We start from the raw sequence: 20,112 nt of genomic DNA, 5'->3' as shown, positions 1-20,112 counted from the left end.
CAAGACACTAAGGCACTAATGACAAACTGTCACGACCCCGGTTCGAGCAGGAGTACCGAGGGGACACTTTCGGGGAAGCCAAGCCGCAACAGGCCGTACCCGATCCCGGACAGGCCGGTGAGCATGCCCGGCGAGCGCACCGCGTTCGGTGTGGCGCACCGGGGACCGAGCCGGTCGATCACGGCCAGTACCCGGCCGGCTCCGTGCCGCCACGCCATGGCCGCTTGTTCGTTGCCCGCGGCCGCGAGCACGGTGAGCGCCTCCATGGCGCCGAGCTCGCCGTGGCAGAGGCTGTTGTCGCGCAACGGGTCGCGGGTGGCGAGCGTGGGCACGCACCGCTCCACGTCGTCGAACCGGTCCAGGTCGGCGCTTCGGGCCAGGACGGCCCCGGAAAGACCGGCGCACCAGCCGTAGTCGGGTGTCCGGTGGTCGCGCCACGGCGTCGTGTCCTTCTCGATGGCGGCCACCCCGGCTTCGGCATAACGCTGTCCTCCAACGGTCTTGGCGTAACGCAGCAGGGCGTGCCCCGCTCCGGCCGGCCCCATGGCGAACCCGGCGGACATGTCTGTCCATTGAGGACACTCGAGCAGTCGCGCGGCGAACCGCCCGGCCAGCGATCGCGCGCTGGGCAGGCCGGTCTCCGCGTGCACGGCCAGCATCGCCAGCAGCCCCCCGGCGTCGCCGAACACCACGTCGGCCCGGTCGTCCGGGTGGCGGCCGGCCAGGTCGACCGCGCGCGCGAGACAGTCGCGTGCCTCGTCATCGTTGAGCAGCGTGGCGATCCGCGCCAGCGCGTAACAGATGCCGCCGAACCCCAGCAGCCCCGGGCCGACCGCGGCCGCCGCGTCGGCGTTCGCGTCGAGAGTGTCCAGCAGCAGCGGCATCCGGTGCAGTGCCCGGCGGGCGAGATCGGTGTAGCGCGCGGCTCCGGTCAGGGCGCCGACTTGGGCGAGAAACAGGGCCACTCCGGTGTAGCCATCCGCGAGCCCGGCGCTCATCGGCAGCACCGCCCAGTAACGCCAGTCGATCGGTTCGAGGCCCAGCCAGTTCACCCCGTCGCGGTCCGGCAGCGCCCTGGCCACGATCTCGTCGGCGATCCCGCACGCGGTGGCGAGCAGCCGCTGCGCGTCCGGCACGACGGGCACGACCGGGCTGGGCACCGGCACCCGGCCCTGGTGCTCGACCTCGGTGAGCCTGGTCGCCAGCGCCGCGGTGATCAGCCACTCCTGCTCGTGCTGGTCGACCTCGCCCATCGCGGTGATCTTGGCGGTGACGGCGGCCAGCCCGGACTCGTCGAGCAGCCCGGCCAGCCGGTCGCCGGTGGCCGTCCACACGTCCCGGGAACCCGGGCGTCCCACGAACATCGGCACGTCGCCCGCCCACAGGTCGGCCACCTCGTGGCGGATCAGCCGCCGCCTGCGCGCCGGGTCCATCGGGTCGGCCCACAACGCGTCCAGCACCCGGTCGCGGTCGAGGCCGTCACGCAGCACCGTGGGATGGGTCGACTCGTCGAGCAGCGTCGCGTACACCCGGGTGGGCCGCAGCACGATCCGGATCTCGTCGGCCGAACACGCCGAGAGCAACCCGTCCGGGCCGATGAGGTCGTCGCGATGGGCCACTATGGCGTCGTAACCAGCGCGGAACCCGGTCAGCAGGGCCGCCTCGTAGTCCGCGGGGTCGGCGTCGCGGCCGTGCAGCGTCGGCCGGTTGACCGCGCCGTGGAACTCGACCGACCGGCGCACCAGCCGCATCTCGTCGGTCCCGGTGTCCGACCAGCCCACCGCCTCGAACGGGAACGTCGTGCCCTTGTCGCCACCGAGCCCGGAAATGTCCAGCGCGCCCTGCTCCCCGAACAACAGCTGGGGCAGCAGGGCGGTGCGCAGCACCGACCGGCCCAACGCCGCGACCGCCGGGTCTGGACCCGCGGTGAGCACCGGTGGCACGGTCGGGTGGAACAACGTCTCCACGTCCACCAGGACCGGCTGGTCGGCGGCGGCGATCAGGTTCTCGAAGTGGATGTCGGTGCCGTCCACCGCGTACAGCAGGGCCAGCAACGCCCCTTGGCGCCGGTAGAACCGGTCCACCTCGCTCACCTCGGTGCAGGGACCGTGCCGGATGAACTCCAGCCAGCCGTACCCCGGCCGGACCAGGCAACGGGCCGTGCGCAGCCCCAGGCCGGGCACCTTGGTGTTCAACCAGGCCACCAGGTCGGTGAAATGTGCCTGCAGCGCAACGGGTCGCGGTTTGTACACGACCGTGTCGCCACTGTCGAACCGCAGCATGGACACCGATCGGCCGCGGCCGTGCCGGTCGCCCGCACCGGCTTCGACGGCCACGAGCGTGCCCGGGTCGCCGTCGGTCAGGGCTGCGGCGATGGCCGGGCGGTCGGCCGCGAACCGTTCGAGCAGCTCGGTCGCCGCGGCCACCGCGTACTGGCAGTCCTGGCCCAGCAACCGGCCCAGTACCGGGTACTCCGCGAGCAGCCGCGCCAGCCCGGCCGTGGTGGTCACCTGTCCGGTGAAGTCCGCGAACCGCTCGGCGGCGGTGTGGCCGGTCAGGCTCCCGGTCACGCGGGCGACGTTCAGCTCCAGCACCAACGTCCGCGCGGCCAGCCGGGCCAGGCGGGCGCCCAGTTGCTCGGCGAACGCCACGAGCACCGCGTCCAGATCGATCCGGGCACCTTCGGCCAGCCCGGACACGGCCCGCGTCAGCTTGGCCCGGGCCACTGTTACGAAAGGCTGGACCGGCCCGGTGAACGCCGCCGTGTCCACCGGCACGTCCTCGGCGCCGGCCACCGCCTCCTCGACCAGGTCCGTCCACATCGGACGTCCACTGCGGACACCCAGGGACTCGTGCGGCTCGGCCAGCAGCGCGCTCGCGCCCGCCTCGTCGATGCCCACCGCGGCCAGCCGTTCACCGAACAGCGCCGCGGCCTCGTCGCCCGGCGCCCCACGCCACCGTTCGAGCCGTTCCGGCGCACTCCCGGCGGTCGTGGCCGGCAGCCGCTCCTGCAGCGCCAGGCCACCCGCCCACCAGTAGGGCGTCAGGTAATCGGCAGAGGGAGTGCTCACAGCATCGCACTGTGCCACGCCAGTTGGACACCCATGTAGGGGCAAAGCCCCCAGATTCGTAGTGCGCCCAACGTTTCCCATGAGACCGCAGGTCAGACCACAAGGTCCAGCCGGGAGGACTCGGGGCCGTGCCGCTGCAGGTCGAGCCAGGCGGACCGCAGACGGCTGACCAGTTCGTCAAGTGTCGTACTGGGAAAGGTGAACGGAAGCCGGATGAAGGAGTCGTGACCGCCGGTCGGGTCGGCGGCGGCGCCGGGCACGATCTCCACGCCGTGGCGCAGGGCGAGCTGGGCGAAAACCCGCGCGTCTGCGCCCGGAAGTTCCACCCACAGCGCCGAACCACCGGCCGGGCGGCGCCAGCGCCAGTCGGGAAGGTGAGTGGTCAGCAGGTCGCACAGGTGGTCCAGCCGGCCGAGCATGGCCTCGGTGCGCGACTTGGCGATCGTGCCGAGCTGGGGGAGCAGGCGCGCGGCCAGCGCCTGGTCGAGGACCGGGCTCGCCAGGTCGGCGCGCACCTTGTACCGGGCCAAGCGTTCGGTGACCTCGGTGGACGCACGCAGCCAGCCGATCCGCAGGCCGCCCCACAACGCCTTGGCCAGCGAACCGACGGTGAGAATCTCGGCGCCGGCGGGGGAGTAGGCGGCGACCGGGCCGGGCGAGCCGGACGGCGATCCGGCGGAGAACCCCGCGTAGGCGTTGTCCTCCAGCACCGGGACGCCGAACTTCGCGGCCAGCTCACCGATCCGGGCGCGACGGGTCGCGGTCATCAACGCCCCGGTGGGATTGTGGTACGTCGGCATGACGTACAGCAGTGAAGGCGAGTGTTCGGCGAAGGCGCGGGCTACGCCGTCGGGGTGAATGCCGTCCTCATCAAGGGGAACCGCGACCGTGGTCGCACCGGCGGCACGGAACACGTCGAGACATCCCGGCCAGCTCGGCTGTTCGACCACGACGACCGATCCTTGGCGCAGGTACATCTGGGTCACCAGGCCAAGAGCCTGCTGGGCACCGGTGGTGACGAGTATCTGGTCCGCCGCAGTGGGTAATCCCATGTCCTCGTAATGGATCGCGACCGCTTCACGCAGCGGCGGGAACCCGCGCGGGTGGTAGCCGACGTCGGCGAGCAGGCCGGGCAGGTCGTGGCGGACCAGGTCACGCAGCGCGTCGCCGAGCTCGGGAGCGGCCGTCTCCACGGCGAACGCCAAGGAGATCAACTCGCCCGGGCCGTCGACGAGCCGCTGGAAGATCGACGTGGCGCGGCCGCCGGGCACCCGGCCGTCGGCGCCGGAGCGCTGCCGTACGGCGTTGGTCACCCGGGTTCCGCTGCCGCGCAGGCTGTCCAGCACATCCCGGCCGCGCAGGTCGTCGTACGCGGCCACAACAGTGGCACGGCTGACCCGCAGCAGCTTGGCCAGCTCACGCTCCGAAGGCATCCGCTCACCGGGGCGCAGATCGCCCGCGGCGGCGGCCTTGTCCAGCGCCGCGGCCAGCTTGCGGTACAGCGGGCCAGAGCCGGAGGTCCAGTCACCGAGCAGGTCCACCAGCTCGGCCGGATCCACAAAACGATCCATTTTCCGCTCCATTGGCACGGGTCGGCGGCCGGGAACCAGGCCAAGCTAGTGCACCTCCCCAGGGACGAGGCAACACGGTACGGGATTGGCCCGGTCCACTGGGTTGAGAACGGGGAGATGAGCATGAGTGAGCTGGCGCGGCTGTTCCAGGCCCAGGTTGCCCGCGGTCCACACGCGACGGCACTGGTATGCGACGGCGTACCGACCAGCTACGCGGACCTCAACGCGAGGGCGAACCGGCTGGCCCGGTTGCTCGCCGAGCACGGCGCGGGGCCGGAATGCCTTGTCGGACTGGCCCTGCCGCGTGGCGCGGACCTGATCACGACGCTGCTCGCGGTGGTCAAGGCGGGTGCGGCCTATCTGCCGCTGGATCCCGCGTACCCCACCGACCGGCTCGCCGTGATGCTCGCCGACGCCCGGCCGGTGGTGCTGCTGACCGTCGCCGAGTACGCGGACCGGTTTGAAAACGCTGATGTACCACTGCTTTTGCTCGACGACGAGGAAACCGCCGCACGGCTGGAAACGCTGGCCGAGGACGACCTGCCGGCACAGCCCGGCGGCTCGGATCGGCTCTGCTATGTCATGTTCACCTCCGGTTCCACCGGTGTGCCCAAGGGTGTGGCGGTCACCGAGGACGACGTGATTCTCCTGACCCGCGACCGGATGTTCGCTTCCGGTGCGCACCAACGGGTCCTGGTGCACTCGCCGACGTCGTTCGACGCGTCCACCTATGAGATCTGGGTCCCGCTGCTGGCCGGTGGGCAGCTCGTCGTGGCCCCGCCCGGCAAGCTCGACCTGACCACGCTGGCCGAGACGATCAGTTCCGCCGACATCACCGCGGTCTGGCTCACCGCCGGGTTGTTCGCCCTTGTGGCACAGGAGAACCCAGGATGCCTTCGGGACGTGCGGGAGGTCTGGTCCGGCGGCGATGTCGTTCCGCCCGCCGCGGTTCGCCGGGTGATGGCGGAATGCCCAGGCATCACTGTGGTCAACGGCTACGGCCCGACCGAGACGACGACCTTCGCCACCTGCCATCCCATGCCAGGAATCGACGATGTGCCCGACGTGGTGCCGATCGGCCGGCCGCTGGACGACATGCGGATCCACCTGCTCGACGAGACGCTCGCCGAGGTTCCCGACGGCGACACCGGCGAGCTCTACATCTCCGGGGCCGGCCTGGCCCGCGGCTACCTCAACCGGCCCGGCCTGACCGCCGAACGGTTCGTCGCGGACCCCTTCGGCCAGGCGGGTGCCCGGATGTACCGCACGGGTGACCTGGCCAGAAGGCTGCCCGATGGGGCGATCGAGTTCCTCGGCCGGGCCGACCACCAGGTGAAGGTGCGGGGCTTCCGGATCGAGCTGGGCGAGATCGAGGCCGTGTTCAGCCGGGACCCAGCGGTCAGCCAGGTCGCGGTGGTGGTGCGGGAGGACGCGCCCGGTGACAAACGCCTTGTGGCGTACGTGGTTGCGGGCGGCGCTCTGGACGTTGCCGGGCTGCGGGCGCAGGTCGCCGAGGCATTGCCCGACTTCATGGTGCCGTCCGCGGTGGTCACGCTGGACGAGCTTCCGTTGACCGACAACGGAAAGCTTGACCGGCGGGCGCTGCCTGCGCCGGTTGTGCACAGCACCACGGCCGCGCCGCGGACACCGCGCGAGGAGGCGCTCTGCGGGCTGTTCGCCCAGGTGCTCGGCATCTCCCGGATCGGCATCGACGACGACTTCTTCGAGCTGGGCGGGGACAGTATCGTCGCGATCCGGCTGGCCAGCCGGGCCGGCAACGCCGGGCTGGTACTCACGCCGCGGCTGGTTTTCGAGCACCGGACCGTGCGCCGGCTCGCTACTGTCGCGGAAGCCGCAACAGCGGTGTCCACAGCGGACACTTTGGACACCGCACCCACGGGGGAACTTGCGGCGCTGCGACCGGACGTGCTCGAAGTGCTGCCGCTCGCCCCGCTGGCCGAAGGGCTGCTGTTCCACGCCCTGTACGATCCCGAAGGCGCGGACGTCTACATCTCCCAGGCGCGAGTCGGGCTGTCCGGCCCGGTGGACGAAAGCGCGTTGCGTGCCGCCGCGGAGCGGTTGCTCGACCGGCACCCGAACCTGCGCGCCGGGTTCTGGGTCGGTGCGGACAGCCGCCCGGTGCAGTTCATCCCGGCGACGGCCGAACTTCCGTGGCGTGCCGTTACCGCCACTGAGGACGAGCTGCCCTCGCTGAGTGCTGCCGAGCGGGTCCGGTTCGACATGGAACGCCCGCCGCTGCTGCGTTTCCTGCTGGTCCGGCACGCGCCAGAACGGCACACCCTGGTCTTCACCAACCACCACATCCTGCTGGACGGCTGGTCGACCCCGTTGCTGCTGAACGAGTTGCTGGCCGACCACGCCGGTGACGAGCCCGCACCGGGCACCCCGTACCGCGAGTTCCTGTCCTGGATGGACGGACAGCGGGAACCGGCCGAGTCCGCCTGGCGGGAGCTGCTCGCCGGGACCACCGAGCCGACCATGGTCGCGCCACTGGGGTCCACTGAGGACACGGCAGGCTGGGACCACGTTACTGTCCGGCTGAGCGACGAGCTGTTCGCCGGGCTGGCCGAGCGGGCGCGGGAGCACAAGCTGACGATGAACCCGGTCGTCCAGGCCGCGTGGGCGCTGCTGCTCGGCGGACTGACCGGACGCGACGACGTGCTCTTCGGTACCACCGTTTCCGGCCGGCCGCCGCACCTGCCCGGCGTCGAGACGATGATCGGGCTGCTGATCAACACCGTCCCGGTCCGGGCCCGGTTGAATCCGGAGTGGACACTCGCCGAGCTGCTGGGTGACCTCGGTGGCCAGCTGGCCAGGATGACCGACCATCAGCAGGTCAGCCTCACCGGCCTGCAGCGCGCGATCGGCGTCGGCGAGCTGTTCGACACTCTAACAGTGTTCGAGAACTACCCGGAGGACGAGGCCGCGTCTGGCCCGGTGCGGATCACCGGCATCGACACGCACTTCCCGCTGCACTACCCGCTTGGCCTGATCGCGTTGCCCGGCAACGGGTTGCGGCTCCGGCTGTCCTACCGCCGTGATGTGTTCGACGCCGATCGGGCGCGTGACGTGATGGACGGTCTGCTGCGCGTGCTCGGCACGATCGCCCGGCAGCCGGAGCAATTGCTCGGCGCCGTGCCGATCCTTGGTGAGAGCGAGGAGCGTCGGGTCGTCGATTGGGCGCGTGGCGGGCAAACCGTGTTGGACCGCACCGGAAAACCGGTCGGTGTGGGCGTCGTAGGCGAGTTGTCCATCGACGGTCGGCCTACCGGTGAACTGGCCAGATGGCGCGAGGACGGCACCGTGCAGCGACTCGGTTCGGCCGACGCGCAGGTGTGGATCCGGGGCCGCCGGGTCGAACTGGAGCTGATCGAGGCCACGCTGGCCGAGCACCCAGCCGTCGACGAGGCTGCGGTGGTAGGCCGGGACAACCGCCTGCTCGCTTACGTGACAGGCGAAGCCGACGTGACGGCCCTGCGCGAGCACCTCGCAGCCCGGTTGCCTGGTCGTCCGGTGCCAGCGTTCATGGTCCTCGACGAACTTGACCGCAATGCGCTGCCGGAGCCCGTCTTCGAGTCCACGGTGGAACAAGGCGCTCCGCGCAACGAGACCGAGGAACGGCTCGCCGGGTTGTTCGCCGAGGTGTTGCGGCTGGACCGGGTCGGTGTCGACGAGGTGTTCTTCGAGCTCGGCGGCGACTCGTTGCTGGCGATGGCGCTGATCGCCAAGGTCCGCGCCACTTTCCAGACCGAGCTGGACATCCGCACGTTGTTCGACGCGCCGACGGTCGCGAAGCTCGCCGAGCGGATGGCCCGTGCGGGAGCAGCCCGTGAGTTGCTGGCACCCCGGCCCCGGCCGGACCGAATCCCGTTGTCCTACACCCAGCGGCGGCTGTGGTTCCTGAACCGGCTCGAGGATTCCGGTGCCACCTACAACATGCCGTTGGTGCTGCGGCTGTCCGGTGAGCTGGACGTGACCGCGCTGCGGGCCGCCATCGACGACGTCGTGCACCGCCACGAGGCACTGCGCACTGTCTTCGTGGAGCGGGATGGCGAGCCGGAACAACGGGTTCTCGCCGATCTGCCGCCGATGCTGGTGCACCACAACGTCAACGCCGACGAACTGGCCGACGAGATCGCCACCGAGATCCGGCGTGACTTCGACCTCGCCGAGCAGCCGCCGATGCGCGCGACACTGCTGTCCACAAGTGACCGCGAGCACGTCCTTCTCCTGGTGCTGCACCACATCGCCGGGGACGGCTGGTCCCTCGCGCCGCTTGGCCGTGACCTGTCCACCGCTTTCGCCGCCCGGTCGCGTGGCGAAAGCCCCGCCTGGGCGCCACTTCCGGTGCAGTACGCCGAATACACGCTGTGGCAGCGGGAAGTGCTCGGCGCCGAGGACGACCCCGGTAGCGCGCTCGCGGCGCAGGCGGAGTTCTGGCGCACGGCACTGGCTGGTCTGCCCGAGGAACTGGACCTGCCCGCCGACCGGTCCCGCCCGGCGGTCGCCAGCCACACCGGCGGGTCCGTGCCCGTGCGGATCGACCCGGCACTGCACGAACGGCTGCGGGACCTGGCCAATACCAACCAGGTCAGCCTGTTCATGGTGCTGCAGGCCGGGTTCGCCGCCCTGCTGACCCGGCTGGGCGCCGGCCGCGACATCCCGATCGGCACCCCCGTCGCCGGTCGCACCGACGCAGCCCTGGATGATCTGATCGGCTGCTTCCTCAACACCCTGGTGCTGCGCACGGACACCTCGGGCGATCCGTCGTTCACCGAGCTGCTGCGCCGGGTGCGCCAGACCAACCTGGATGCCTACGCGCACGCCGATCTGCCGTTCGAGGCGCTCGTCGAGCTGCTCAACCCGGCCCGCTCGCTGGCCCGCCACCCCCTGTTCCAGACCATGCTGGTGCTGCAGAACACCCCGCGCGTGCCGCTCGAACTACCGGGCCTGGAGGTCACCCGGGAGCCGGACGGCCTTGGTGTGGCGAAGTTCGACCTGCTGTGCGACCTGACCGAACAGGACGGCGGCGGGGTCACCGGCCGGCTGGACTACAGCGCGGACCTGTTCGACGAGACCACCGCACGGTCGATCGCCGACCGGCTGGTCCGCCTGCTCGCCGCCGCGGCCGCCGATCCAGACAGTCCACTCGCGACGCTCGACATCCTGTCCGCGCACGAGCGCGAAACCGTGCTGCGCAAGTGGAACGACACTTCCCGACCGGTGCCGGCCCAGTCGCTGGTCGCCCAGTTCGAGGCGAGGGTGGCCGCCCATCCGGACCGGTTCGCCCTGGAGGCGCCTCGCGTCAAGCTGAGCTACGGCGAGCTGAACGCGCGCGCCAACCACCTGGCCCACCACCTGATCGAGCAGGGCGCGGCGCCGGAACGGTACGTGGCCATTGCCCTGCCGCGCTCGGCGGACCTGGTGGTCGCGTTGCTCGCCGTGCTCAAGACCGGCGCGGGCTACTTGCCGCTGGATCCCGAGTACCCGGCCGAGCGCATCGACCACATGCTCGAAGACGCCGCGCCCGTGGTCACCCTGCGCGAACTTCCGGACGTGACAAGCTATCCGGACACCAACCCGGACGTGCCGGTTGCGCTGTCGTCGCCCGCGTACGTGATCTACACCTCTGGTTCGACCGGCAGGCCGAAGGGGGTGGTGATCCCCCAGGCGACGCTGCTGAACTTCCTCGCCTCGATGGCCGAGCGGTTCGCGTTGGACGAGACCGACCGGCTGGTCGCGGTGACCACGATCGCGTTCGACATCGCCGCGCTGGAGATGTACCTCCCGCTGCTGTCCGGGGCCGCGATCATCATGGCCGACCGGGAGGACGTGACCGATCCGGAGATCTTGCTGTGGCTGATCGCCAACAAGGGCGTGACGGTCATGCAGGCCACCCCGTCGCTCTGGCAGGCGGTGATCTCCACGAACCCCGAGGGGGTGCGTGGACTGCGCATGCTGGTCGGCGGGGAGGCTCTACCGCCCGGGCTGGCCGCCACCATGCGGGAGCTCGGTTCCGAGGTGACGAACCTCTACGGGCCGACGGAGACCACGATCTGGTCGACCGCGACCGCGCTGACCGATCGGCCGGGAGCTCCGGCCATCGGTCAGCCCATCGCCAACACCAGCGTCTACGTGCTCGACGAGTCGCTGCGGCCGGTGCCCCCGGGTATGGCCGGTGAGCTGTACATCGCCGGTGAGGGCCTGGCCCGTGGGTACCACGGGCGGCCGAGCCTGACGGCCGAGCGGTTCGTCGCCGACCCGTTCGGAGCGCCCGGCACGCGGATGTACCGCACCGGCGACCTGGCTCGCTGGGGCCGCGACGGTGTGCTGGACTACCTGGGCCGGGTGGACTTCCAGGTCAAGCTGCGTGGCCACCGGATCGAGCTGGGCGAGATCGAGGCGGCGCTGTCCGCGCACCCCGACGTGACGCAGGCCGTGGTGACCGTGCGGGACCAGCGTTTGGTCGGCTACCTCACCGCCGAACCCGGCCGCCAGCTCGACCAGGGCGCCGTGCGAGCCTCGGTGGCTCGGTCGCTGCCCGAGTACATGGTGCCCTCGACGCTGCTCGTGCTGGATGCGTTCCCGTTGACGCCCAACGGGAAGGTGGACCGCAAGGCGTTGCCCGCCCCGGCCGCCGACCAGCAGGAGCGCACCGGCCGGGCCCCGCGCAACGCCACCGAGGAACTGCTCTGCGACCTGTTCGCCGAGCTCCTCGACCTCCCGGCAGTGGGTGTCGACGACGACTTCTTCGTGCTGGGCGGGCATTCCCTGCTCGCCATGCGGCTGGTCAGCCGGGCCCGTGCGATGTTCGGCAAGGACATCAAGATCAAGCAGCTGTTCCTCAGCCCGACGGTTGCCGGACTGGCCCAATGGCTGGCCGGGGCCACCACGGGCACCCGCCCGCAGCCGCGCCCCCGGCCGGAGCGGATCCCGCTTTCCCACGCCCAGCAACGGATGTGGCTGACCAACCGGCTCGAACAGTCCGGCGCGAGCTACAACATCCCGCTGGCCGTGACGCTGACCGGACCGCTGGACCACGCCGCCCTCGCCGCGGCGCTGGGCGACCTGGTGACCCGGCACGAGATCCTGCGTACCGTCTTCCCGGACACCGAAACCGGCCCGTGCCAACAGATCCTGGACGGCTGGACGCCCGGACTGACCGTCCACGAGACCGGCGAGACGCAGCTGGACGAGGCCCGCCAGCGGGTCGCGACCATTGGCTTCGACCTGACGACCGAACCGCCGTTGCGCTGCCACCTGTTCGTCCTCGGGCCTGACCGGCACGAGCTGCTGTTGCTGCACCACCACATCGCCGCGGACGGCCGGTCGATCGCGCCGCTGCTGCGCGACCTGGCCGACGCATACGCCGCGCGATGCGCCGGGGAGGCTCCCGGGTGGCCGTCGACGCTTCAGTACGCGGACTTCACCCTCTGGCAGCGGGATCTGCTCGGCGCCGAGGAGGACCCGGAAAGCCTGCTGTCGCAGCAGCTCGGGTTCTGGCGGACGGAACTGGCCGGGCTGCCGGACGAACTCGCGCTGCCCGCCGACCGGCCCCGGCCGCTGGTCTCCAGCCATGCGGGAGGACACGTCGACCTGAGCCTCGGCGCTGAGCTGCACACCGCGTTGCGCGAGCTGGCGAGGGCCAACGGCGTGACCGTGTTCATGCTGCTGCAGGCGGCTATCGCGACGCTCCTCACCCGGCTGGGCGCAGGCACGGACATCCCGATCGGCAGCCCGGTGACCGCGCGCACCGATGAGTCGCTGGACGACGTGGTCGGCTTCTTCGTCAACACCTTGGTCCTGCGGACCGACACCGCCGGAGACCCCACGTTCGCCGAGCTGCTCGGCCGGGTCCGGGACCGGGACATGGCCGCGTACGCCCACCCGGACCTGCCGTTCGAGCGGCTGGTCGAGGAGCTGCAACCGGCCCGTTCGGCCTCGCGGCACCCGCTGTTCCAGGTCCTGTTCGCCTTCCAGGACGCGCAGGAGCTCGAGCTGGCGTTCGGCGGCCTGACCGCCGAGGCCGAGGTGCGGCACACCGATCTGGCCACAGTGGACCTGGTGTTCTACCTGGCCGAGAACGAGGGCGGGCTTTCTGGGGTGCTGGAGTACAGCGCGGACCTGTTCGACCGGTCCACTGTGGAGCGGTTCGCCGGCTGGTTCGAGCGGTTGCTGGGCGCGATCGCCGCCGGGCCGGACCGCCGCATCAGCGAGCTCGGCCTGCTTGCACCACAGGAGATTCACCAGCTGGTGCACGGTTGGAACGACACCGCCGCGGAGGTTCCGGCCGCCCCGCTGCCGGTGCTCGTGGCAGCTCAGGCCGAGCGGACGCCGTTGGCACCAGCGATCTCGTTCGGGGACACGGAAATCAGCTATGCCGAGCTGAACACGCGAGCGAACCAGCTGGCCCACCGGCTGATCGGGCTGGGCGCCGGGCCGGAGACGCTCGTCGCGATCTCGGTGCCGCGCTCGGCCGAGATGATCGTCGCCTGGCTCGCCGTGCTCAAGACCGGCGCCGCGTACCTGCCGGTTGACCCGGGCTACCCGGCCGAGCGGATCGAGTTCATGCTCGCCGACGCCCGGCCGCGGCTCGTGCTGACCACCGGCGAGACCGGGCTGGCGGGCGTCCGGCTGGACGACCCCAAGATCGCCACCCAGCCGTCGACCGACCCGGACGTGGCCATCGACCTGGCGCGGCCCGCGTACGTGATCTACACGTCCGGCTCCACCGGTACGCCCAAGGGCGTCGTGGTCACCCACTCCGGCATCGCCGGCATGATCGGCCAGCACATCGACCGGCTCGGCCTCGGACCGGGCTGCCGGTTCCTGCTGGCCGTGTCGTTCAGCTTCGACGTGTCCATGGCCGACATCGCGATGACGCTGGTCTCCGGCGCGACGCTGGTGGTGCCCGAGCCGGGCCGGCAGATGGCCGGGGCGGAGCTGGCCGGCCTGATCGACGAGTACAAGGTGACCCACACCGACTTGGTCGCGTCGATGCTGGCGTCAATGCCCGACCGTGAACTGCCTGGCCTGCGCGGGTTTGTGGTCGGTGGCGAGGCCTGCTCCGGTGACCTGGTCGCTCGCTGGTCGCCCGGCCGGACCATGATGCAGGTGTACGGGCCCACCGAGGGCACGGTCGTCGCGGCGATGAGCGATCCCTTGTCGGGCAACGAGACCCCGCCGATCGGCCGACCGGTCCGCAACACCCGCGCACTGGTCCTCGACGAGGCTCTGTGCCCGGTGCCGGTGGGCGTGCCGGGGGAGCTGTACCTGTGCGGGCGTGGCCTGGCCCGTGGTTACCTCAACCGGCCTGGCCTGACCGCGGAACGGTTCGTGGCCAACCCGTACGGCGACCCCGGCGAGCGGATGTACCGCACCGGCGACCTGGCGCGCCGCCGCCCGGACGGCACCCTGGAGTTCATCGGCCGGTCCGACCGGCAGGTGAAGGTGCGCGGGTTCCGGGTGGAGCTGGGCGAGATCGAGTCCGTCCTGTGTGGACAGCCTGGGGTGTCGGCGGCGGCCGTGGTGCTGCGCGACGAGCGGCTCGCCGGGTATGTCGTGGCCGCGCCGGACACCGACCCGGCCCGGATCCGCGCCGCGGTGGGCACGGTGCTGCCCGACCACATGGTCCCGGCCGCGATCGTGGTGCTGGACGCGTTGCCGCTCACCCCGAACGGAAAGCTGGACCGCAAGGCCTTGCCCGCACCCGACTTCGGCGCGTTGACCGGCGGCCGGGCGCCACGCACGGCCCGTGAGGAGATCCTCGCCGGTCTCTACGCCACCACGCTGGGCGTGTCGGCTGTCGGTGTCGATGACAGCTTCTTCGACCTCGGTGGGCATTCGCTGCTGGCGACCCGGCTGATGAACGCGATCCGTTCGGCGTTCGGCGTCGAACTGCCGGTGCGAGCGGTGTTCGAGAGCCCGTCGGTCGCCGAACTTGCCAGGCGCCTGCGCACAGCGGACCGGGCGACGCGACCGCTGGTGGCGGTGACGCGACCGGAGCACATGCCGCTTTCCCCGGCACAGCAACGGTTGTGGTTCCTCAACCAGCTGCCCGGCCAAGACGCCGCCTACAACGTCTCGTTCGCCTGGCGGCTGACTGGCCCGCTGGACGTCGAGGCCCTGTCCGCCGCGATCGACGACCTGACCGCCCGGCACGAGTCGCTTCGCACGATCTTCCCGCATGACGGCACCGGTCCGACGCAGGTCGTGCTGCCCACCGGACCCGCTCTGTCCATTGTGGATGGCGGTATCGAGGCGGAGGTGGCCCGGGGCTTCGAGTTGACCACGCAGGCGCCGCTGCGGCCCACGCTGGTCCGGCTTGGGCAGAACGAGCACGTGCTGCTGCTTGTGCTGCACCACATCGCGTTCGACGGAGCCTCGGCGGCGCCGATGCTGCGCGACCTCGCGCAGGCCTACCAGGCCAGGGCTACCGGGTCGGTTCCCGGCTTCGTTGCCCTGCCGGTGCAGTACGCCGACTACACGCTTTGGCAACGGCAACTGCTGGGTGCCGACGACGACCCGGCGAGCCTGGCCAACCGGCAGCTCGACTACTGGCGCACGACCCTGGCCGGGCTGCCCGAGGAGGTGGCGCTGCCCTACGACCGGGCCCGGCCGGCGATGCCCAGCGGACACGGTGACGTGGTCTCGTTCGAGCTGTCCGGCGAGGTGCAGGAATCCCTTGGGGCGCTGGCACGTGAGAACGGCGTGACCGTGTTCATGGTGTGGCACGCGGCTTTGGCGGCCCTGCTGCACCGGTTGGGCGCGGGCGACGACCTTCCCATCGGCACCCCGCTGGGCGCTCGGTCCGACGCCGCGCTCGACGACGCGGTCGGCTTCTTCGTCAACACCTTGGTTCTGCGGACCGACACCTCCGGCGACCCGACCTTCGCGGAGCTGCTGGCCCGGGTGCGGGAGACCGACCTGGCCGCCTACGCCGCCGCCGACGTGCCGTTCGAGCGGGTGGTCGAGGAGCTGGCGCCGGTCCGGACGCTCTCCCGGCCGCCGCTGTTCCAGGTGATCCTCGCCATGCAGGACGACGCCGAGCCGGGCTTCGACCTGCCTGGGGTCGACGCGGAGGCCATCGAGCCGGGTGTCGTTGCGTCGCGGTTCGACCTGGAGCTGTCGATCTGCGGCGCCCGGGCCGACCTGACCTTCAGTACGGACCTGTTCGACCGCTCGACCGCGAGCCGGATCGCCGGGTGGCTGTCCACCGTGCTGACCAGCGTCACCACTGCTCCCACCCAGCCGATCTCGACGATCGACCTGCTCGACGACGCCGAGCGGGAGCGCGTGCTGGTGACCTGGAACAACACGGAGGCGCCAACGCCGGGAGCCGTGCTGCCGCACCTGATCGAGGAGCAGGTTCGCCGGACTCCGGACGCCACCGCGGTGATCTTCGAGGACACCTCGATCACTTACGCCGAGCTGAACGCACGAGCGAACCGCCTGGCACACAGCCTCATCGGCCGCGGCGCCGGTCCGGAGCGGTTGGTGGCGCTGACCTTGCCGCGTTCGGTGGAGCTGATCGTGGCCTGGCTGGCGGTGTTGAAGACCGGAGCCGCGTACCTGCCGATCGACCCGGCCTACCCGGCCGAGCGGATCGACTTCATGCTGGCGGACGCCCGGCCCGAGCTGGTTCTGTCCACATCGGACGTCGAGTCCGCTGACGGCCCGGACACCGACCCCGGCGTGGCGATCGACAAGGCCACCCCGGCCTACGTGATCTACACCTCCGGCTCGACCGGCACACCCAAGGGCACGGTGGTCACGCACGCCGGGATCGTCACCATGGCCCGGGCCCACGTGGACCGTCTCGGTGTCGACGGCACGAGCCGGTTCCTGCTCGCCGTGTCGATCAGCTTCGACGTGTCCATGGCCGACATCGCGCTGACCCTGCTCGCCGGGGCCGCGTTGGTGGTGCCGGGCCCGGACCGGCAGGTCGCCGGGGCGGAGCTGGCCGACCTGATCGACGAGCACCGAGTGACCCACACGGACCTGGTGGCTTCGATGCTCGCCTCGATGCCGGACAGCGAACTGCCCAGCCTGCAAGGGTTCGTGGTCGGTGGCGAGGCCTGCACGGGTGATCTGGTTGCGCGCTGGTCGCCGGGCCGGACGATGATGCAGGTCTACGGGCTGACCGAGACCACGGTCGTGTCGGTGATGAGCGACCCGCTCGCCGGGACCGCGAGCCCGCCGATGGGCCGCCCGATGCCCGCCACCCGGTGCTATGTGCTGGACGCGGCACTGCGGCCGGTCCCGGCCGGGGTGCCGGGGGAGTTGTACTTGTGCGGGCCTGGCCTGGCCCGCGGCTACCTCAACCGGCCGGAGCTGACCGCGCAACGGTTCGTGGCCAGCCCGTTCGGCGCGCCGGGCGAGCGGATGTACCGGACCGGTGACGTGGTGCGCTGGCGGCCGGACGGCACGCTGGAGTTCGTCGGCCGGGCCGACCAGCAGGTCAAGGTGCGCGGCTTCCGGGTGGAACTCGGCGAGATCGAGACGCTCCTGTGTGGACAGTCCGATGTGGCCAGAGCCGCCGTGGTTGTCCGGGACGAGCGCCTGGTGGGTTACGTGGTTCCGGCAGCGGGCGCTCACCTGGACGCAACGGCCATCCGCGCAGCTGCGGCCCGCACGCTGCCGGACTACCTTGTTCCGGCTGCTGTCCTGGTCGTGGACGAACTTCCCATGTCGCCCAACGGAAAACTCGACCGGGCCGCGTTGCCCGCGCCGGAGTTCGCCATCAGCGGCCGCCGGCCGGGCACGCCCCGGGAGGAGATCCTGTGCGGCCTGTTCGCCGAGACCCTGGGACTGCCCGAGGTCGGGCTGGACGACGGCTTCTTCGAGCTGGGCGGGCATTCGTTGCTGGCCACCCGGTTGCTCGGCCGGATCGAGGCCGCGTTCGGCGTGCGGCTGACCGTCCGTGCCCTGTTCGAGGCCCCGACCGCGGCCGGCCTGCTGGCCCATCTGGACACCGGCACCGAGCTGGATGAGACATCGACGCTGCTTGTGTTGCGGGCCAACGGGACCGCCGAGCCACTGTTCTGCGTGCACCCCGCGGCCGGGGTCGGCTGGGGCTACGCAGGGCTGCTGCGCCACCTCGACCCGGACCGCCCGGTCTACGCCCTGCAGTCCAGCCAGCTCGGCGACCCGGACGCCCCGGCCGCCCGGTCGGTCGCCGAACTGGCCGCCCGCTACGTGGAGCAGATCCGCGCGGTCCAGCCGCACGGGCCATACCACCTGCTCGGCTGGTCGTTCGGCGGCGTGGTCGCCCATGCGATGGCCACGCTCCTGCAGGCCGCAGGTGAGCGGGTCGGCACGCTGACCCTGCTGGACGCCTACCCGGACGCGAACGGGCCGGGCGCCGAGGCGCCCACCCGCGCCGCACTGCTCGGCACGTTGGGCCTGGACACCGAAAGCGGTCTGTCCGAGGCGTTGCTGACCGGCATGACGCGGGCCTTCACCGCGAACCTCGCGGCGCTGAACGGCGTCCGGCCCGGCGTGTTCGACGGAGACCTGCGGTTCTTCCGGGCCGCCGCGGACAAACGAACCACCGATCCGCTGCCCTCGGCGTGGGCGCCCCACGTCACCGGGCAGATCGAAGTCCACGAGATCGACTGTGCCCACGGCGCCCTCACCCGGCCCGCGGCCCTGGCCACGATCGGCCCGATCCTGTCCAGCCACCTTGACCACAGCCATGCACACACCGGAGAGAACGCATGAGTACCAACCCATTCGAGAACGCCGACGGCACGTACCTGAGTCTGGTCAACGAAGAGGGCCAATACTCGCTGTGGCCGTCCCAAGTGGACACTCCGGCGGGCTGGGTCGCTACGCACGGGCCCGCCACCAGGCAGGCCTGCCTGGACCACATCGCTGACGCCTGGCAGGACATGCGGCCGCGCAGCCTGATCACACAGATGGGCGGAACGACTTCATGAACAGCCAACGCAGTCCGTGGCTGGTGTTCACCGCACTGGTCACCGGGCAGGTCGCCACCCTGCTCGACACGACCGTGGTGAACGTCGCCGTACCGACGCTGAGCCGCAGCCTCGACGCCTCCCTGGACTCGCTGCTCTGGGTGATCAACGGCTACGTGCTCGCCTACGCCGTGCTGCTGGTGATCGGCGGACGGCTCGGCGACCTGTACGGCTACCGCAAGATCTTCATGGCCGGTGTGGTGGTGTTCACCGTCGCCTCGGTGCTGTGCGGGTCCGCGCAGAACGTCGATCAACTGATCGCGATGCGCGTCCTGCAGGGCGCCGGAGCGGCTATGCTGACCCCGCAGGTGCTTTCGCTGATGGTGCTGGTCTTCCCGGACGGCAAGGGAAAGCGCAGCCGGGCCGCCGCGTTCGCCATGTACATGACCGTCGGCGGGGTCGGCGGCGCGCTCGGCCCGACCGTGGGCGGCCTGCTGGTGGACTCGCTCGGCTGGCGCTGGATCTTCTTCCTCAACGTCCCGATCGGTGTGGCCACCCTGCTGTTCGCCTCCGCGTGGCTGCCCAAGGCCGTGGAGACCACCAAGCAACGGCTCGACCTGCTCGGCACCATTGTGGTCACGGCCGGTCTGTTCCTGATCACCTACGGACTGATCGAGGGTGAACGGCACGCGTGGGGCAAGGTCTGGGGACCGGTCACCATCCCGATGCTGATCGGCGCGGGAATCCTTGTGCTGGGCCTGTTCGCGCTGATCGAGCGGGGCAGGCAGGGCCGGGATCCGTTGCTGCCGTTCGTGATTCTCAAGAGCCGCAACTTCACGATCATGGCGCTCGTGGTGACCACGCTGCCGATGGCGTTCGGGGCGCTGTTGTTCCTGACGTTGCTGCAGTTGCAGTCGGTGATGGGGATCAACGCCCGCGACGCCGGTCTGGTGCTGGCGATCAACGCGGTCGTGATGGCGTTCGTCTCGCCGTTCTCGGCGCGGCTGGTCGACCGGTTCGGCCCGAAGCTGGTGCTGATCAGCGCGTTCGGGATCTACTCGGTGGGCCTGTTCGCGATGGCGGCCGAGATCAGCGGGGACGCGCAGTGGTGGCAGCTGCTGCCCGGTGTCATGATCACCGGCGCGGCGGCGGGCCTGACCGGGGCGCCGATCGGCGTGCTGGCCATGCGCGACATCCAGCCGGAGGTCACCGGAGCCGCGTCCGGCGTGTACAACACGACCCGCCTGTCCGGCAGCCTGGTCGGCAGCGCGGCGGTCGGCGCGCTGCTGCAGTCCCAGCTCACCGCGCACTCGGTCGACCCGGACCTGATGAAGCACGGCCTGGTGCCGGCCGAGTTCCGGGCCGGGTTCGCCGACGCCATCCAGATCACCTTCCTGCTGCCGGCGGCCGCACTGCTCGCGGGCGGCCTGCTCGCCATGGCCGCCCGCAAACCGACCACCAAACCAGAGCAGTCCGTGCCCGCCGAAGACGAGCCGGCCATCGAACTGTCCACGGCCGCGAAGAACTAGG

At 71.0% G+C, this 20,112-nt stretch carries 5 protein-coding genes; 3 read left to right on the top strand and 2 right to left on the bottom strand.

The genetic code is table 11. From position 1 onward, the window contains the following. Positions 1-29: 29 nt before the first annotated feature. Both AB0J95_RS38515 and AB0J95_RS38510 read right to left on the bottom strand, forming a co-directional pair. Complete coding sequence (locus AB0J95_RS38515; protein ID WP_364769570.1) at positions 30-3,071, bottom strand: type 2 lanthipeptide synthetase LanM family protein; 3,042 nt, start codon at positions 3,069-3,071, stop codon at positions 30-32. Positions 3,072-3,163: 92 nt separating this feature from the next. Further along, positions 3,164-4,642, bottom strand: coding sequence for a PLP-dependent aminotransferase family protein (locus AB0J95_RS38510; RefSeq protein ID WP_364769568.1), 1,479 nt, complete (start codon positions 4,640-4,642; stop codon positions 3,164-3,166). A gap of 123 nt (positions 4,643-4,765) precedes the next feature. Between AB0J95_RS38510 and AB0J95_RS38505 the strand changes: the two genes are divergently transcribed. The 3 genes from AB0J95_RS38505 to AB0J95_RS38495 are packed head-to-tail and all read left to right on the top strand — an operon-like array spanning position 4,766 to position 20,111. Further along, positions 4,766-18,385, top strand: coding sequence for an amino acid adenylation domain-containing protein (locus tag AB0J95_RS38505; protein ID WP_364769566.1), 13,620 nt, complete (start codon positions 4,766-4,768; stop codon positions 18,383-18,385). Next, entirely contained in the window at positions 18,382-18,603 is a 222-nt protein-coding gene (locus AB0J95_RS38500; protein ID WP_364769564.1) for an MbtH family protein, read from the top strand. Before AB0J95_RS38505 ends, AB0J95_RS38500 begins: the two co-directional genes overlap by 4 nt. Beyond that, a complete protein-coding gene (locus tag AB0J95_RS38495; protein WP_364769562.1) occupies positions 18,600-20,111 on the top strand; it encodes an MFS transporter in 1,512 nt (503 codons plus the stop codon). Before AB0J95_RS38500 ends, AB0J95_RS38495 begins: the two co-directional genes overlap by 4 nt. Position 20,112: the final 1 nt, after the last annotated feature.

Source organism: Actinocrispum sp. NPDC049592 (assembly GCF_040675465.1).
In the GTDB taxonomy this organism is placed as follows: Bacteria; Actinomycetota; Actinomycetes; order Mycobacteriales; family Pseudonocardiaceae; genus Kibdelosporangium.
This window is presented reverse-complemented; position numbering and strand designations above follow the sequence as displayed.

Coding starts and splice junctions, on each gene's coding strand:
- AB0J95_RS38500 (WP_364769564.1), top strand. CDS start 18,382: ATGAGTACCAACCCATTCGAGAACGCCGACGGCACGTACCTGAGTCTG.
- AB0J95_RS38505 (WP_364769566.1), top strand. CDS start 4,766: ATGAGTGAGCTGGCGCGGCTGTTCCAGGCCCAGGTTGCCCGCGGTCCA.
- AB0J95_RS38510 (WP_364769568.1), bottom strand. CDS start 4,642: ATGGATCGTTTTGTGGATCCGGCCGAGCTGGTGGACCTGCTCGGTGAC.
- AB0J95_RS38495 (WP_364769562.1), top strand. CDS start 18,600: ATGAACAGCCAACGCAGTCCGTGGCTGGTGTTCACCGCACTGGTCACC.